This is a genomic window from Kocuria rosea, from assembly GCF_006094695.1.
GTDB classification, from domain to species: domain Bacteria; phylum Actinomycetota; class Actinomycetes; order Actinomycetales; family Micrococcaceae; genus Kocuria; species Kocuria rosea.
Genome location: NZ_CP035103.1, coordinates 1,760,111 through 1,776,001, shown reverse-complemented (window position 1 = coordinate 1,776,001; position 15,891 = coordinate 1,760,111). Strand labels below are relative to the sequence as shown.

The following is a 15,891-nucleotide window of genomic DNA, read 5'->3' as shown; positions in this document are numbered from 1 at the left end:
GCCTACGCGCAGCGCACCACGCGGATCCCCGAGGCGCTCGTGGCGGCGAGCAGCCGCCAGCGCCCGGTGTCGAGGGTGTGGACGAGCTCGAGGGTCAGCAGCTCGGAGCGGGTGTTCAGCTGCACCTGGACCCGCCACATCTGCTGGTCCACCGCACCGATCCCCCGGTCCTTGGGCAGCCGCGCGTCCTCGGACCACCAGGCGCGGCGCTCGTACCAGCGCACGGGTCCCTGGGCCACCAGGTAGTCCCGCCCGCGCCAGCGCACGCCCACCGGCACCCCGTCCGTGTCGCAGTCCACGTCGACGCTCTCCGTCAGGAAACCCACGACGGCTCCTCTCTCCCTCGGCCCGGCGCCCGTCCCCGGTGCGCCCTGTTCCCTGGAAGCTAGAACACCTGTACGACACGCTAACCCGGAAGAGCGCGGAAAAGGAACAGGTGTTCCCGTGAAGTCCCCGCTCCGACCTGGCCGTTCACTTTTGCGATCGAGGACGGCGAAGCATGGACAAGCCCAGCGAAATGGATACGCTGAATGCACGGAGGGCCTGCCCTGCGCGGCCCTCCCGGACGTCCCCTGTCCCTCGTCCGCCCCGCCGGAGCAACCGGCGTCGACCTCACGGAGGCCTTCCATGACCGGAACCATCACGCTGATCGCCCACACCGCGGCGAACACCAAGAAGCCCGCGGTGAATCTGCGTCCGTCCGGCCCGGAGGACGCCGAGAGCCTCGCCCAGCTCTACTACTCCTCCTACGAGCAGGGCGGGGTCTCCAGTCTGGAGGAGGCCCGCCAGGTGATCCGGGGAGTCTTCGACGGGGAGTACGGGCCCTTCCTGCCCGAGGCCTCGCCGGTGGTGGTCGACGACGACGGGACCGTGGTGGCCGCCGCGCTCGTGCTGTCCCGGCGGGTCGGCGACGACCTCCCTGACGTCCCCTACATCTTCGAGCTGTTCACGGCGGCCTCCCGCCGCCGCCAGGGCCTGGCCGAGCAGCTGGTGCGCTGCGCCATGGGCACCCTCTACGACAACGGCTACGACCAGGTCAGCCTGCGGATCGCCGAGGACAACGCGGCGGCGCTCGCGCTCTACCTGACGCTCGACTTCAACCGCTGGGTCCCCGAGACGGACGACGTCTGAGCCCGGCGGGCGCTCCGGACCGGGGGACGCCGGAGGGGACGCCGGCACGAACAGGACCCGGCACCAGGCCGTGGAAGAGGCCCTGGACCCGCGATGCGGGTCCCGGGCCTCTTCTGTGACCGGCTCAGAGCGAGAACTCCTCCCGGACGGGGGGATCGGCGGCGATGTCGACGAACCGCGCCCAGCGGGGGCGCACCGCCACGAGCCGGGTGCTGTCCTTGTCCGTGGCCCCCGGGTGCCGGGACTCCAGCACCTCGCCGGCGTCCTGCGCGGCGGAGCCCTCCAGCACGGCGGCCTCGCCCTCGAGCTGGAACTCCTGGCCCGTCCCGGAGACCACCACGAGGGAGACCCGGGGATCGGCGAGGAGGTTGGCGTACTTGCGGCTGCGCTCGTTCGTGCCGAAGACCAGCCGCCCGTCCCCGAGGGCCGCGAGGTTGATCCACGCGGACTCGGGGCAGCCGGCGCCGCTGTTGGTCGCCACGACCCCGCCGCCGTGGACGCGGACGAAGTCGGCGACCCGGTCCACGGGCTCCCGGGGGCTCAGAACAGGCTCCGCTGCGGCTCGACGAGCTCCGGGGAGTTGTTGCGCACGTTGCCGACCGCCGGGCCCACCGGGTCGAGCACCCAGCGGGCGGCCGTCCGGTGCGCCTCGGCCCGGACCAGGTCCACGAGCTGCGGGGCGTCGTCCTCCCCGGGGCGCAGCCAGTCCCCCACGTGCTCGGGCGCCAGCGGGATCGGCATCCGGTCGTGCAGACCGTGCAGCTCCGTGAGCACGGGGTGCTCGTCGGAGGGCTCCGGGGAGTCGGTGGTGAGGATGGAGCAGGACAGCAACCAGGTGCTCCCGCCGCCGTCCCTGCCCGGCTGCAGGGCCGCGGAGTGCAGCTCCGTGCCCTCGGGCACCCGCCACCACTCGTAGATCCCGGCGAACCAGATGGTCTCCTCCGGATCGGCCGGGTGGACGTAGTAGGGCTGCTTGCGCCCGCCCTTCCCGGCGCCGGGCTCCTTCTTCCACTCGTAGTAGCCGTTGGCCGGGACCGCGCACCGGCGGGCCCGGACCGCCTTGCGGAAGGACGGCTTCTCGAGGACGGTCTCCGAGCGGGCGTTGAACATCTTCGACCCGACCGCCGGGTCCTTGGCCCAGCCCGGGACCAGTCCCCAGCGGGCCACGTGCAGCTCGCGCACCAGCTCCCCGTCGTCGTCCCGGCCGTTCCCGCCGGTGAGGCGTTCCAGGACGATCGGCACGTCGGTGGTGGGCGCGGTGTTCCAGTTGGCCCGCAGCCGCTCGGTGTCGGCCTCGCCCAGGCTCTCGTCCGGGACCGCCCCGGTCGCGGCGACGAGGTCGCCCACGGCCCGGGCGATGACGTAGCGTCCGCACATCTGCTGCCTCCTCGGTCTGCCCGGCCCGCGGCCGGGGCTCAGTCGGTGAGCGGCCCGTACCCCAGGTACCGGGAGTACATGCCGTACACCTTGCGGATCCCGCGCTCCACGTCGGCCACGGTGGTGCCCGGGCGCAGGTCGTCCACGGCCCCGGCGGTGGCCGGGTCCCAGTCCAGGTCGAGGGCCGAGTAGACGTCGGTGAGCACCGAGCGGATGGGCTCGGACTGCTCGACCACGAGCACGGTGCTGAAGTACCAGGCGCCCGCGACCACCCGCTGGGCCGTCCCGGCCAGCTTCACCTTCCGGCCCGGGGTGGACGACGACGCCGGGTGCGTCCCGTGCACGCTGTGCTCGCCGGCACAGTACTCGCCCGGGATCTCGCCGACGTCGGCCTCGACCTCGAGCTCCTCCAGGGCGGCCACGATCATGTCGCCGAAGAGCCGGTAGCGGTCCTGGATGCCCGAGGTGGGGTCCTCGGCGGCCTCGAGGTGGTCGATGATCAGGCACCCGCCGTGGTAGGCCGCGGCGCGGCCCCCCACCTTGCGGACCAGGGGCTCGAACCCGCTCTCGCGGGCGGCCCGGGCGGCGTCGGGGAAGCCCGGGCGCAGCTCGTCCCGGCGGCCGAAGGCGACCGTGGGGGCCGGTTCGTACAGGCGCAGGACGGGCCCGCTGCGGCGCACGTCGGCGAGGAGGGTCATGGCGCTCTCGTAGTCCTGCTGGACGCCCAGGGACTCGCGCTGGCGGAGAAGTTTCATGCTGGCCCCAGTCTAGTGGCGGATCCGGACGGCCCTGCGGCAGGTCACGCCCCGGTGATCCCGCTGCCGCGGAACCAGCGCCCCAGGGCCAGGGCGCTGAGCTCGACCTTCTCGGCCCACGCGACCGCCTCCTCGTCGGCGGCGTCGGAGACGTGCTTGACCATCCGCAGCGGCACGCCCAGGTGCCGGCAGGCCACCGCGATCGCCCAGCCCTCCATGTCCACGAGGTCCGCCCGGGCGGCCAGGGCGTCCCGGGCGGGTCCGCCGGCCACGAAGGAGTCCCCGGTGGCGAGCACGGGGCCGTCGCCGCCGAGCTCGATGACGTTGTCCACGGGGATCCCCGCCGCGCGCAGCAGCTCCTCGTCCACGTCCCGGTTGATGATCCGGGAGGGCTCGAGCACCCCGGTCAGCCCGTGCTTCAGGGCGCCGGCGCTGCCGATGTTGAGGACCGTCAGCTCCGCCCGGCGCGCGGGGTCCGGGCAGCGGGTCAGCACCGCCTCGGTGGTGCGCACCGCCGCGGCCGACATCCCGACACCGGTCAGGACCAGGTCGATGTCCTCCGGGAAGTACTTGGTCTCCAGGGGGTGGGCGGCGAGAACGAGCAGCTGTGGCACCCCGTCACTCTATCCGCACTCCCCTCCCGCCCCCGCCCGGCCTGACCTCCCGGCGGGGAGGTCAGGCCGGGCGGGTGGTGAACAGCGCGGCGAGCCGCCGGTCGGAGTCCGCCTGGGCGTCGAGATCGTGCGCGCCGCCCGTCACGAGCAGCTCGTCCGCCCCGGTGCGCGCGAGCAGCCGTTCCAGCTGGTCCCGGACTTCCGGGGCCGTGCCGTGGACGGAGGACGTGAGGGTCTCCTGCACGAGGGCCCGCTCCCGGGCCGTGAGCCCGTCCGGCTCCGCGGGCCGTGCGGGCGCCAGGGGCGGGAACTCGCCCCGCGTGCGGGAGGCGGCCAGGGCGCGGGCCTCGGGCAGCAGCAGTTCACGGGCGGCCGCGCGGGTCCGCGCCACCGCGACGTTCGCCGAGACCACCGCGTAGGGCTCCGGCCACCACGACGACGGGCGGAACTGCGCGCGGTACCGCTCGAGCACCGCGGCGCCGCCGCCGGGGCCCTCGCGGATGAGCGCCGGGCCGCCGAGCACCACGGCGAGTCCCGCCCGGGCCGCGGTCTCCACCCCGGCGCCGGTCGCCAGGACGAAGACCGGCGTGGCGGCGTGGTTGCGGGGCCGGGCGGTCACCGGGGCCGCGCCGGAGAGGTGCGCGAGCAGCTCGGCCAGGTCGTCCCCGAAGCGGTCCGCGGCCTCCTTGCCGGTGCGCAGCGCGTCCCGGACCGCGGCGGTGAAGCCGAGGGAGCGGCCCACGCCGAGGTCGATCCGGCCGGGGTGCAGGGCCTCGAGGGTGGCGGCCTGCTCGGCGACCACGAGGGGCTGGTGGTTGGGGAGCATGATCCCGCCGGAGCCGATCCGGAGACGTCGGGTCCGGGCGGCCAGGGCGGCCATCAGCACCGCCGGCGCGGACCCGGCGATCCCGGGCACCGCGTGGTGCTCGGCCACCCAGAACCGGTGGTAGCCCAGCTCCTCCGCGCGCTCGGCCCGCTCCAGGACGCGGGCGAGGTCCTCGGCCTCCGTGGAGCCGTCCCGGGTGTTGGCGCGGTCGAGGAGGGAGAGCGGGACGTCGGAGAGGGCCATGGTGCGCACAACCCGGGCGGCGCCGGAAGCATTCCGGGCCGCTGCCGGAGTCCGGGACGGTCAGGGCCGGCGCCGGACCTGGATCCGTCCCTCCTCGACGCGGGTCTCGTAGCTGGGCTGCGCGGCGGTCGCCGGTCCGCGGACCACGGCGCCGTCCGCGAGCCGGAAGGTGCTGCCGTGCCAGGGGCAGGTGACGCAGCCGCCGTCGACCGTCCCCTCCTCGAGCGGGCCGCCCAGGTGGCTGCAGACGCTGTCGAGGGCCTCGACCCGGTCCCCGTCGCGGACGAGCAGCACCGAGACGCTGCCGGCCGGCACCCGTCGGTGCTCGCCGGCGGCGAGCTCGGCGTCGGCGAGGACGTCGGTCCACCGCCGTGGGCCCCTCCGCCAGGCGGTGCGGTTGACGTTGACGCCCCGCGCGAAGACGAGGTGGCCGCCCAGGTAGCCCCCGCCCGTGACGCAGCCGTAGCCGACCAGGGCGAGGGCCCTGCCGGCGCCGCGCCGGCCCCGGAGCCGGGCGGCGAGCGAGGCCGCGTAGAACGTCAGGGCCACGCTGTTGGCGGTCGCGTGCACCAGACCGATGCGCCGGTCGGCGCCCTGGGTGTCGGACCAGTCGTTGAGCCCGGTCGCCGCCGTGGGGACGGCGGCGGCCAGCCCCGCGGCCACGAGCACGTCGGCGGCGCGGGCCGTGCCGGGGCCGCCGGCCAGGTCCAGCACCGCCGCCATGGTCCACGCACCGATCGGGACGTCGGTGAGGAGGGGGTGCAAGGGGTGCCCGATCACTGTGCCGCTCAGCACGTTGCGCACCGGCGTGGGCCGCACCGCCCGGCCCACGGCGCGGGCCAGGGGCTCAGCCACCCGGTCCAGCGCCTTCCACGTCTCCACGCGGGCCACCAGGTCCTCGAGCTGTGTCATGACCGCCTCCTCAGCGCCGGGGCGGTCAGTGTCCCACCCCGCGCCGGGCGGGACAAGGACGTCCTGGTGTGTGAAGACCGGTGGCGCCGGGAGCCGTTCAGCCGGCGCGGTCGAGGGCCTCCTCGGCGGCGACCCAGCCGAGCATGGCGCACTTGACGCGGGCCACGAACCGGGAGACCCCGGCGAAGGCGGCGGCGTCGCCGAGGACCTCCTCGTCGGGGACCACGGTGCCCCGCGAGCGCAGGAGGTCCCGGAACGCGCCGATCATTTCCACCAGCTCGGCCCGCGTCATCCCGGGGGCGGTCTCGGCCAGCACGGAGGCCGCGGCCATGGAGATCGAGCAGCCCTCGCCCTCCCAGCTGAGTCGGGCCACCACCGGCTCCGCGTCCCCGGGGCCGGTCGCGAGCTCGACCCGCACGGTGATCTCGTCGCCGCACGTGGGGTTGTACTGGTGGGACTCCCCGGCCCCGTGCGCGGGTGCCGGGGCGGCCAGGCCCTCTCCGGAGCGCCGCTTGGCGTGGTCGAGGATGACCTCCTGGTACATCCCGTCCAGCGCGCTCATCGCGTGTTCTCCAAGCGGAAGTAGCCGCGGACCCCGGCGAGCTCGGCCAGGAACCGGTCGACGTCGGCGGTGGTGTTGTACAGGTAGGCGCTGGCCCGCGTGCTGGCGGTCAGCCCCAGCGCCCGGTGCAGCGGCTGGGCGCAGTGGTGGCCCACCCGCACGGCCACCCCGGCGGCGTCCAGCACCTGCCCGACGTCGTGGGCGTGCACCCCCGCCACGTCCACGGCCGCCAGACCCACCCGGTCCGCACCCGGGGGCGGGCCGATCAGCCGGATCCCCTCCAGCTGTCCGAGACCGGCCGCGAGCCGCTGCCCCAGCTCGTGCTCGTGGGCCGCGACCCGCTCCATCCCGATGCCCTGCAGGTAGCGCACCGCCTCGGCCAGGCCCACGGCCTGGGCGACCCGCTGGGTGCCGGCCTCGAAGCGGGTGGGGGCCGGCAGGTAGCGGGCGGACTCCATCGTGACCTTCGTGATCATGGATCCGCCGGTGAGGAACGGGGGCATCGCGTCCAGCAGCTCGGACCGCCCCCACAGCGCTCCGATGCCGGTGGGACCGAGCATCTTGTGCCCGGAGAACACCGCGAAGTCGACCCCCAGGGCGGGGAGGTCCACGGGCAGGTGCGGCACCGACTGGCAGGCGTCCAGCACGGTCAGCGCCTCCGCCGCCCGGGCCAGCTCGACGAGACGGGCGACCTCGGTGATCGCGCCGGTGACGTTGGAGACGTGGCTGAAGGCCACCACCCGGGTGCGCTCGCCGATGACCTCGGCGGCGGCCCCGAGATCGAGGGCGCCGGTCTCATCGACGGGGATCCAGCGCAGGGCGGCCCCGGTGCGGGCGGCCAGCTCCTGCCACGGGATGAGGTTGGCGTGGTGCTCGGCCTCCGTGGTGACGATCTCGTCTCCCGGGCCCAGCCGGAAGCGGGCGGCCGTCCCTCCCCCGCGTCCGGCCGAGGCGTTGGAGAAGGAGTAGGTGATCAGGTTGATCGCCTCGGTGGCGTTGGAGGTCCACACCAGCTCCCGCTCGGTGCCGCCCACGAACCCGGCCACCACCCGGCGGGCCTCCTCGTAGGCGTCGGTGGCCTCCACGGCCAGGGCGTGGGCGCCGCGGTGGACCGCGGCGTTGCGGTGCAGGTAGAAGTCCCGCTCGGCGTCCAGGACGGCCAGGGGCTTCTGCGAGGTCGCCCCGGAGTCCAGGTAGACCGACGGGCTGCCGGCCAGCAGCGGGAAGTCCTCCCGCAGCGCACGCACCTCGGGATCGGTCAGGGGCAGCACGTGGTTTCCTTCCATGCTCCGACACTGTACGGCCCGGGCCCCGGGGTTCTCCGGCCGGACGCCTCCCGGCGTCACGGGCGGGCTACCGGTGGCGGGGGCGCAGATAGGTGTTGCCGTTCGCGTCCTTCTCGACCACGAACTCGTCCTGCAGGTCCTGGTACCACTGCTGCGTCTGCTCGCTGGGCTGGTCCTGGCCCCGGAGGTCGCGGGGACTGCGCACGGCGGGCCCGTAGAACCGCATGGCGAAGTCGTCGAAGCGCCGGAACAGGCTGCGCCGGGGCTCGTCGTCGTCGGCGTGCTGGTGCTTGCGCATGGTGTCCTTCCGGGTGGCGGGCCGGGCCGTCTCCCCCCATGATCTCCCGCCGGTCCGCGGAAGGCGAACCCGGAACGGTGCGCGAGGAGCCCCAGCCGGCGGTACGGGACGACGGCGGCCCACGGGGCGACCGGGTGGGCGGCCTGTCAGGAGAACGCCCGGACGTATTGACGACCATCGATGCTGGTGGCACTCTTCCACATAGACGGACGTCGATACCAAGGAGCGTTCGTCGCACCCGAAAGGAACCCGTCATGTCCAGAGTCCAGCTCGCCCTGCGTGTGGCCGACCTCGAGCGCTCCATCGAGTTCTACTCCACCCTGTTCCGCACGGCCCCGGCCAAACGGCGCCCGGGCTACGCCAACTTCGCCATCGCGGAGCCGCCGCTGAAGCTCGTGCTGCTGGAGGGCGAGCCCGGTGACGACACCCGCATGGACCACCTCGGCGTGGAGGTGGAGAGCACCGAGATCGTCGAGGCGGCCGCGCAGCGCCTGGCCGACGCCGGCCTGGCCACCCGCCCGGAGGAGCAGACCACCTGCTGCTACGCCGTCCAGGACAAGGTCTGGGTGACCGGACCGGGCCGGGAGCCGTGGGAGGTCTACACCGTCACCGCCGACGCCCGGCCCGACCTGGAGGGCAGGACCGGCCGGGAGCTCTCCGAGGTGGGCGGCGACGGCTCGTGCTGCACCTCCGACCCCCGGCCGGAGCCCGTCAGCCCGTGACGGCCCCGCCGCGGTCGGCGACTCCGGCGGGTGCCGCCGACCGCGGCGGGCGCAGGACAGCCCTCGCCGCACCGCCGGAGCGGTGACCGGAGCAGTGGCCGGGGTGGTGGCCGGGACAGCCCCGTGGACCGGGCCGTCCAATGGCGTCACGAAAGGGAACGCCCCTGGTGACCACCTGATTGCAGGAGTAAACTGACACCCTCAGCTGTTGCGCCTCGGCGCCGGGACGTCGTTCCCGGTGCCACCGGTTCCCCGGGGGCGCACCGCGTCCCGGGGACGTCTCCCGGTCGGCCGGGGGCCGGCCGAGGACTCCGGCACGCGCCACCGGCGCCCGTGCCGACGATCCGTCTCATGACCTCGGGGACCCGCCATGAAACACCCACTCCTCTCGCGCGTGCTCACCGGCGCGTCGGCCACCGTGCTGGCGACCGCCGGGCTCGCCGTGGGCGCACCCGCCCACGCCGCGACCGCGCAGCCCATGTTCTCCTACGCCCAGGGCTGGCGCACCGACCAGCACGTGCGCGAGCTCGCGGACGTCAACGGCGACGGCCGCGCCGACGTCGTCGGCTTCGGCGGCGCCGGCGTCCAGGTCGCCTTCGGCCGGGCCGACGGCACCTTCGGCACGCCGCGCATGAGCGTGCGCGACTTCGGCACCGCGCAGGGCTGGTCCAGCGCACGGCACGCGCGCACGCTCGCGGACGTCGACGGCGACCGCCGGGACGACATCGTGGGCTTCGGCGACGCCGGCGTCTACGTGGCCTACTCCCAGGGCGACGGCAGCTTCACCGCACCGCAGCTCAAGGTCCGCGACTTCGGCTGGAACCAGGGCTGGCGCGTCGACCGGCACCCGCGCGAGCTCGCCGACCTCAACGGCAACCTGACCGCCGACATCGTGGGCTTCGGGCACTCGGGCGTCACCGTCTCCCACGGACTGTCCAACCGGACGTTCACCGGGACCGGCAAGCGCATCGACAGCTACGGCTGGGACCGCGGCTGGCGGGTCGACAAGAACCCCCGGATGCTCGCGGACGTCGACGGCAACAGCACCGCCGACATCGTGGGCTTCGGGGACGCCGGCACGTACGTCTCCTACTTCTCGGCGCTCGGGGACACGTTCACCCAGCCCGCCCTGGAGATCCGCAACTTCGGCTACGCCCAGGGCTGGCGCGTGGGCCAGCACCCGCGGATGCTGGCCGACGTCAATGTCAACCCCGCCGGCAACGCCGCGGCGGACATCATCGGCTTCGGCTACTCCGGGGTCTCCGTGGCGCACTCGCTCAACGGAGGGAACTACACCGGCGTGGCACTGCGGGTGAACGACTTCGGCCAGGCCCAGGGGTGGCGGGGCGACCGGCACCTGCGGACCCACGCGGACATCAACGTCGACGGCATCCAGGACCTGGTGGGCTTCGGCAACGCCGGGGTCTACGTGGCCCACGGCCGGGCGGACGGCACCTTCGCCCCGGTGTACCTGAAGGTCGCCGCCTTCGGCTACGACCAGGGGTGGACGGAGGACCGGTATCCGCGCCTGCTCGGTGACGTCAACGGCGACGGCCGCGACGACGTCGTCGGCTTCGGGCACTCGGCCACGTACGTGCAGCTCTCGTGAGCCCGCCGGCCGCGATCCGTCGCGGCCGGGCCACGGCTCCGCCCCCGTCCGCACGGACAGGGACGGGGCCGTGCTACGTGACGGGCTTCGGCTCCGCACCGCGCTCGTGCACGTAGGCGGCCATGGTGATCACGGTGACGAGCTGCACGGCGACCACCACGAAGGTCCAGCCGCCCTCCGCGACGACGTAGACGGCGGCGGAGACGGCGAGCACCAGCGGCAGGACGCGCGACGCGGCGAGCGCGCGGCCGGACTCCCCGGGGGCCCCCGGCGGGTCGGGGCCGTGCCCGGCGGCCGGCTCCGCGTGCTCCGGGAGATCCGACGGTTCCGGGGGTTCCGGGGGTTCCGGGGCGGGCTCGGCAGCGGGCTCGGTCCGTCGGCGTCGCCCGGTGTGGACGGTGCTGACCAGCACCGCCACGTAGAGGGCCGCGACGAGACCGGTGACGAACAGCATGACGGTGCCGTCGTCGTCTCCGACGTACAGCCCCACGACGAGACCGAGGGCCACCGGCAGGAGCCAGAGCCCCAGGAGCAGCCTGTCGCGCACGGTCAGCACGAGGCCCTCCCCCCGTTCGACGATCCCCGTGACCGCATCCTCGCACCCGGCGACCCCGCGTGTCTGACCCCTCATCCGGGGATGGCGCGGGCGTCCCCGGACGGCGCGGTGACCTCCGGCGTCACACACGCGGGGGCCGCCGTCCTCTGCGGCGCGCCGTGCGGTGCCGGACGGGCACCGCACGTAGAACAGGAGGGTGCCCCGCGCGATCCCCCGACGCGTGCCCTCCCCCAGGCGCACTTCCTCTCGTCCCCCCAGGAGCACCATGCGCAACACCCTCTTCCCCTCGCCTGCCCCGGGAGCGGACCCGGCGTCCCGCCGCGGTGTCGCCGCGGGCCGGTGGATCGTGGCGGGGCCGCTGCACCTCGTCCTGGCGATCGGGCTGGTGGCGGGCTGCGCGTCAAGCACCGCGTCCACCGACCCGGCCCCCGGCCCCGTCCCGGGGACCGTGACGACGGTGCCCGCCGCCCCCTCCCCGAGCGCCGAGCCCGGCAGCACGCCCTCGCCCACGGCCTCGAGGACACCGGGGACGGTCACCACGGTCACCCCGTCGCCGAGCTCCGCCCCGGAGCCGTCGGAGACCCCCGTCCGGGCCGTCGCCCCGCCCTCGGGGGCGTTCCTCGCCCTGGAGGACCTCCCGGTCGCCGCCGCCGGGACGATGTCCGACTACGACCGCGACGCCCTGTTCGGCGGGTGGATCGACGCCGACGGCGACTGCGAGGACTCCCGCAACGAGGTCCTGGCCCGGGACCTGACCGGCATCACCTCCGCCGACGGGTGCAGGGTCGACACCGGCACCCTCGCCGACCCGTACACGGGGGCGTCCATCGACTTCGTCCGCGGGGTCGCGACCTCCGCCGACGTCCAGGTGGACCACGTGGTCTCGCTCGGCAACGCCTGGGTCACCGGGGCGCGCCGGCTCTCCCCGGCCGACCGCGTGGCCCTCGCCAACGACCCGCTGAACCTGCTGGCGGTCGACGGCCCGGCCAACGGCTCGAAGTCCGACCAGGACGCCTCGCGGTGGCTGCCCTCGAACCGGGCCTTCGCCTGCGAGATGGTGGCCGTCCAGATCGCGGTGAAGACCCGCTACGGCCTGTGGGTCACCGCCCCGGAGAAGACCGCCATGGCCGAGGTGCTCTCCGGCTGCCCCGACCAGCAGCTGCCCGGCGGCACGCCGTTCGGCGACATCCCCGGGGGCGCCGGGGCCGCCCCGGCGCCCGTCGAGAAGGCCCCGGCCGATCAGGCTCCCGTGCCCGCGGACGTGCACTACGCCAACTGCACGGCCGCCCGGGAGGCCGGCGCCGCACCGCTGCTGCGCGGGGAGCCCGGTTACCGCGAGGCCATGGACGGCGACTCCGACGGCGTCGCGTGCGAGTAGGACGACAGCGGGACGGGGACCGCACGACGGACGCCACCCGCTGCGTCGCCGCCCCCACCGTCCCCGCGGCCGCCGCAGGCCGGCGCCGGGGACGCGCGGCCGCGCTCAGCCCTGCCAGGCGGTCCGACCACCGGCGCGGCGGGCGAACTCCGCGGCGCGGCGGCGCGGCAGCGCGTCCCACAGGGACCCCGCAGCCATGCCGACGAACCACAGGCACGGGAACCACCAGCGCCCGCCGCCCAGGTACAGATAGCACGACACGACGAGGACGAGGGTCAGCGCGATGTTGAGGAACATCAGCGTCATCTGGTGCGGCACAGCGGCCCCCTTCACAGTTCTGCGGCATGCCCTCCGCATCGTGGCACGGCCCGCCCCTCCCCGTCTGACCCCTCTTGGGTGGGCAACTCTCCGGCGGGCCACCCCGGTTCGCCGCCCGGCCCGCCTACAGTGGGAACCCCGCCCCCCAGCGAAGCAGAGGCACCCCATGAGCACGAAGGCCGTCGTCACCAGTCTGTTCCTCGCGTCCGGTCTCGCCCTGGCCGGCTGCGCCGGCGACCCCCCGGTCCAGGAGGACACCCCCGCCGCCCGGACCTCGCCCTCCCCCACGGGCACGGCCCCGGAGACGACGCCGGAGCCGACCCCCGAGTCGACCCCCGAGCCCACGGAGCCCCCGGAGTCCACGGAGCCCGCGGCGCAGCCCGACGACGCGGACGAGGAGCCGGCCGCGGAGTCGCCGGCGCAGCCCGGGGCCGCGCCCGCGGAGCCCGTCCCCGCCGACGCGTGGTCCGCGTTCTCCACGACGCCCGAAGGACAGCCCTACGCCGGGACCGTGTCCGGGATCGAGCAGCAGGCGGCCCCGGGCGGCGGTCTCGTGCACCGGCTCACCGCGGACACGAACGACCGCGCCGTGGCCGTCGAGATCTGCCGGGCCTACCAGTCAGCGATGAGCACCGGCCAGGACCGGATCGACGTCGTCGACACCGTCGGGCAGCTCCTGGCCTTCGCCCCGGGCGGCCCCGGGACCTGCCAGGTGCAGGTCAGCACGGACGTCGGGGCCGTGCCCTTCCCGGCGAAGTTCAGCTACGAGGAGGCACTGGCCGCGTGGCGGAGCGGGGTGCCCTACTACGACGCCTTCTGCATCAACTACGACCCGGTGACGGAGGCCGGCGCCGCCCAGTGCACGGGCATCGAGAACGGCACCGTGGACAGCGTGACCGGGGAGTACATCGGCGGCTGACCGCGGGCCGGCGCCTCAGGTCCCGCAGTAGGTCGTGTAGGAGCCGAAGTCCTCCGGGGGGCCGGCGGCGTAGCGCTCCAGGCCCGGACGCTCCTCGTAGGGGGCGGTCACCGCCTCCAGGAGCCGTCCCAGCGGGTCGAGGTCGCCGTCCACGGCGGCGGCGAGGGCCTCCTCCACGAGGTGGTTGCGGGGGATGTGCACGGGATTCACGCGGTCCATCGCCTCGGGGTCCGGCCCCACGGCGAGCCAGCGCTCGGCCCAGGCGTCGAAGGCCGGCAGGTCGAGGACCAGGTCGCGCGCGGCGGTCGCGCCGGTGCGGGCGGTCCCGGCGAGGGCGCGGAAGAACGAGGTCCAGTCGACGCGGTTCTGCTGGAGCAGCACGAGCAGGTCGTCGACCAGGAACGAGGCGACCTCGTCGTCGAGGTCCTCGGGCAGGCCGAGCTTCGAGCGGATCCCCGCGGACCAGGCCGCGCTGTACTGCGGCGCGAACGCCCCGAGCGCCCCCTCCGCCAGGGACACCGCCCGGTCCTGGTCCTCGTCCAGCAGCGGCAGCATGGCCTCGGCGAGCCGGGCGAGGTTCCACTGCGCGGCGACCGGCTGGTTCCGGTAGGAGTAGCGCCCGCCGTGGTCGATCGAGCTGTAGACCGCGGCCGGGTCGAAGGCGTCCAGGAACGCGCACGGCCCGTAGTCGATGGTCTCCCCCGAGATGGTCGTGTTGTCGGTGTTCATCACCCCGTGCACGAACCCCAGGAGCATCCACCGGGCCACGAGCGAGGCCTGGGCGGCGACGACCGCCTCGAACAGCGCGAGGTACGGGTGCTCGGCGCCGGCGGCGCCGGGGTGGTGGCGGCTGATGGCGTGGTCGGCGAGCCGGCGCAGGAGGTCGGGGTCGCCCGTGGCGCGGGCGTACTGGAAGGTGCCCACGCGCAGGTGGCTGCTCGCCACCCGGGCGAGCACGGCCCCCGGCATCAGGGTCTCGCGGCGCACCTGCCGCCCGGTGGCCACCACGGCCAGGGACCGGGTGGTGGGGACGCCCAGGGCGTGCATCGCCTCGCTGACGATGTACTCGCGCAGCATGGGCCCGATCGCCGCGAGACCGTCGCCGCCGCGCGCGAACGGCGTCCGCCCGGAGCCCTTGAGGTGCAGGTCCCGCCGGCGGCCGCCGGCGTCCACGATCTCGCCCAGCAGCAGGGCGCGCCCGTCGCCGAGGCGCGGGGAGAACGCGCCGAACTGGTGCCCGGAGTAGGCCTGCGCCACCGGTGTCGCCCCGGGCGGCACGAGGTTGCCGACCAGCAGGCGTGCGCCCTCCGGGCCGCTGAGCCACTCCGGGTCCAGCCCCAGGTCGGCGGCGAGGGGCTCGTTGAGCACCAGCAGCCGGGGCTCGGCGACGTCGTCGGCCCGCCAGGGCACGGACAGCTCCCCCAGCTCCTGGGCGAAGCGGCTCTCGAAGGTGACGGTGGACAGGGCTGCGGTGCTCACGATGTCCACGCTACCCCGCGGACCCGTCGCCGCCGAGGGGTCGGCGGGATCAGGAGTGCTCGGCGGTCCGCAGCACGGCCACGAGGAAGTCGCTGTCCTCCCGGAACGGGCGCAGGTCCCAGGTGGAGAGCAGCACATCGGGCACGAGCCCGGCCCGCTCGGCGTCCTGCAGGAACTCCGCGAACGGGTAGCCGCGGCCGGCGCCGAAGCCCACGGCCGCCCGGCCGTCGGCGGCCAGGTGGAGTCGGAGACGGCGCAGCACCTCGAGGCGCGTGCTGGGGGCCAGGAAGGCCATCACGTTGCCGGCGCACACCACGGCATCGAAGGGCTCCGGGACGCCCCGGGCGGGCAGGTCCAGCTCGGCCAGGTCCCCCACGAGCCACCGGGGACCCGGGTGGTCCTCCCGGGCGGCGGAGACCAGCGCGGGGTCGACGTCGATCCCGACGACGGTGTGCCCGCGGCGGTGCAGGTGGCCGCCCAGCCGGCCGGGACCGCACCCGGCGTCGAGGATCCGGGAGCCGGGCGGGACCATGGCCTCGACCAGCCGCGCCTCCCCCACGACGTCCTCACCGGCGGCCGCCATGGTCCGGAACCGTTCGACGTACCACGACGAGTGCCCGGGATCCGCGCGCACCTTCTGCATCCACATGCTCTGCTCGACCACACGGCCAGGGTACCGCCCGCCAGGCGGCCTCCCGCGGTCCGGTCGCGGCGGGCCCGTTGCGGGGCCTCGAGCTCCGCGACCCGGTTGACGGGCTGGTTGCCGTCGTCGTCGACGTCGCGGTTGGGGTGGACCACCATCTTGCCGCCGGCCAGCCAGCCGACACGGGTCATGCTCGCCCCCGTGAGGAAGGGCGGCGCCAAGTGCCCGCGCTGCAGGAGACGGCGGGTCAGATCGGCGGACTG

At 74.9% G+C, this 15,891-nt stretch carries 19 protein-coding genes; 5 read left to right on the top strand and 14 right to left on the bottom strand.

The features are described from left to right. Positions 1-2: 2 nt before the first annotated feature. Entirely contained in the window at positions 3-326 is a 324-nt protein-coding gene (locus EQG70_RS08245) for a DUF6504 family protein (protein ID WP_017834641.1), read from the bottom strand. Positions 327-627: 301 nt separating this feature from the next. Here EQG70_RS08245 and EQG70_RS08240 point away from each other — a divergent pair, with 301 nt between their 5' ends. After that, the gene (locus EQG70_RS08240; RefSeq protein ID WP_017834640.1) at positions 628-1,131 is read left to right on the top strand and encodes a GNAT family N-acetyltransferase; all 504 of its coding nucleotides are present in this window, start codon (positions 628-630) and stop codon (positions 1,129-1,131) included. A gap of 124 nt (positions 1,132-1,255) precedes the next feature. On the opposite strand, the gene EQG70_RS08235 is transcribed toward EQG70_RS08240, so the two are convergent. From EQG70_RS08235 to EQG70_RS08195, 9 genes are all read right to left on the bottom strand, one after another. Next, a complete protein-coding gene (locus EQG70_RS08235; protein ID WP_109243882.1) occupies positions 1,256-1,657 on the bottom strand; it encodes a pyridoxamine 5'-phosphate oxidase family protein in 402 nt (133 codons plus the stop codon). Between the two features lie 14 nt (positions 1,658-1,671). Next, positions 1,672-2,508, bottom strand: coding sequence for an SOS response-associated peptidase (locus tag EQG70_RS08230; protein ID WP_017834638.1), 837 nt, complete (start codon positions 2,506-2,508; stop codon positions 1,672-1,674). A gap of 38 nt (positions 2,509-2,546) precedes the next feature. Beyond that, a complete protein-coding gene (locus EQG70_RS08225) occupies positions 2,547-3,263 on the bottom strand; it encodes a lipoate--protein ligase family protein (protein ID WP_109222907.1) in 717 nt (238 codons plus the stop codon). A 44-nt stretch (positions 3,264-3,307) separates the two neighbouring features. Next, positions 3,308-3,877, bottom strand: coding sequence for a nucleosidase (locus tag EQG70_RS08220; protein WP_017834636.1), 570 nt, complete (start codon positions 3,875-3,877; stop codon positions 3,308-3,310). 61 nt (positions 3,878-3,938) lie between these two features. Next, a complete protein-coding gene (locus EQG70_RS08215; RefSeq protein ID WP_109268240.1) occupies positions 3,939-4,946 on the bottom strand; it encodes an MsnO8 family LLM class oxidoreductase in 1,008 nt (335 codons plus the stop codon). 60 nt (positions 4,947-5,006) lie between these two features. Continuing rightward, entirely contained in the window at positions 5,007-5,858 is an 852-nt protein-coding gene (locus EQG70_RS08210) for a Rieske (2Fe-2S) protein (RefSeq protein WP_109267966.1), read from the bottom strand. 97 nt (positions 5,859-5,955) lie between these two features. Further along, positions 5,956-6,420 (bottom strand): Fe-S cluster assembly sulfur transfer protein SufU, encoded by a 465-nt coding sequence (gene sufU / locus EQG70_RS08205; RefSeq protein ID WP_109267967.1) that lies wholly within the window; start codon positions 6,418-6,420, stop codon positions 5,956-5,958. Continuing rightward, the gene (locus tag EQG70_RS08200) at positions 6,417-7,706 is read right to left on the bottom strand and encodes an aminotransferase class V-fold PLP-dependent enzyme (protein ID WP_109222909.1); all 1,290 of its coding nucleotides are present in this window, start codon (positions 7,704-7,706) and stop codon (positions 6,417-6,419) included. The genes sufU and EQG70_RS08200 overlap by 4 nt, the downstream gene beginning before the upstream one ends. Before the next feature lie 67 nt (positions 7,707-7,773). Beyond that, positions 7,774-8,004, bottom strand: coding sequence for a hypothetical protein (locus tag EQG70_RS08195; protein ID WP_017834631.1), 231 nt, complete (start codon positions 8,002-8,004; stop codon positions 7,774-7,776). A gap of 254 nt (positions 8,005-8,258) precedes the next feature. On the opposite strand from EQG70_RS08195, the gene EQG70_RS08190 reads away from it, so the two are divergent. Together EQG70_RS08190 and EQG70_RS08185 are read left to right on the top strand one after the other, a co-directional pair. Further along, positions 8,259-8,726: an ArsI/CadI family heavy metal resistance metalloenzyme gene (locus tag EQG70_RS08190; protein WP_017834630.1), complete on the top strand. Its 468-nt coding sequence runs from the start codon at positions 8,259-8,261 to the stop codon at positions 8,724-8,726. Positions 8,727-9,096: 370 nt separating this feature from the next. Further along, positions 9,097-10,335 carry an FG-GAP repeat domain-containing protein gene (locus EQG70_RS08185; RefSeq protein WP_241975581.1) on the top strand — a complete coding sequence of 413 codons (1,239 nt, stop codon included), beginning with the start codon at positions 9,097-9,099 and terminating at the stop codon, positions 10,333-10,335. A 73-nt stretch (positions 10,336-10,408) separates the two neighbouring features. On the opposite strand, the gene EQG70_RS08180 is transcribed toward EQG70_RS08185, so the two are convergent. Next, on the bottom strand, positions 10,409-10,966 hold the full coding sequence (locus EQG70_RS08180; protein WP_138976461.1) for a hypothetical protein: 558 nt from the start codon (positions 10,964-10,966) through the stop codon (positions 10,409-10,411). 190 nt (positions 10,967-11,156) lie between these two features. Between EQG70_RS08180 and EQG70_RS08175 the strand changes: the two genes are divergently transcribed. Next, on the top strand, positions 11,157-12,269 hold the full coding sequence (locus tag EQG70_RS08175; protein WP_017834627.1) for an excalibur calcium-binding domain-containing protein: 1,113 nt from the start codon (positions 11,157-11,159) through the stop codon (positions 12,267-12,269). A 105-nt stretch (positions 12,270-12,374) separates the two neighbouring features. Here EQG70_RS08175 and EQG70_RS08170 read toward each other — a convergent pair whose 3' ends face one another. Then, positions 12,375-12,587 (bottom strand): hypothetical protein, encoded by a 213-nt coding sequence (locus EQG70_RS08170; RefSeq protein WP_017834626.1) that lies wholly within the window; start codon positions 12,585-12,587, stop codon positions 12,375-12,377. Between the two features lie 166 nt (positions 12,588-12,753). Between EQG70_RS08170 and EQG70_RS08165 the strand changes: the two genes are divergently transcribed. Continuing rightward, the gene (locus EQG70_RS08165) at positions 12,754-13,506 is read left to right on the top strand and encodes a hypothetical protein (RefSeq protein WP_109267970.1); all 753 of its coding nucleotides are present in this window, start codon (positions 12,754-12,756) and stop codon (positions 13,504-13,506) included. Positions 13,507-13,521: 15 nt separating this feature from the next. On the opposite strand, the gene EQG70_RS08160 is transcribed toward EQG70_RS08165, so the two are convergent. Next, positions 13,522-14,985 (bottom strand): protein adenylyltransferase SelO, encoded by a 1,464-nt coding sequence (locus tag EQG70_RS08160; protein WP_167508872.1) that lies wholly within the window; start codon positions 14,983-14,985, stop codon positions 13,522-13,524. A 49-nt stretch (positions 14,986-15,034) separates the two neighbouring features. Next, positions 15,035-15,649, bottom strand: a complete 615-nt coding sequence (locus EQG70_RS08155) for a class I SAM-dependent methyltransferase (protein ID WP_109222914.1) — start codon at positions 15,647-15,649, stop codon at positions 15,035-15,037. Positions 15,650-15,891: the final 242 nt, after the last annotated feature.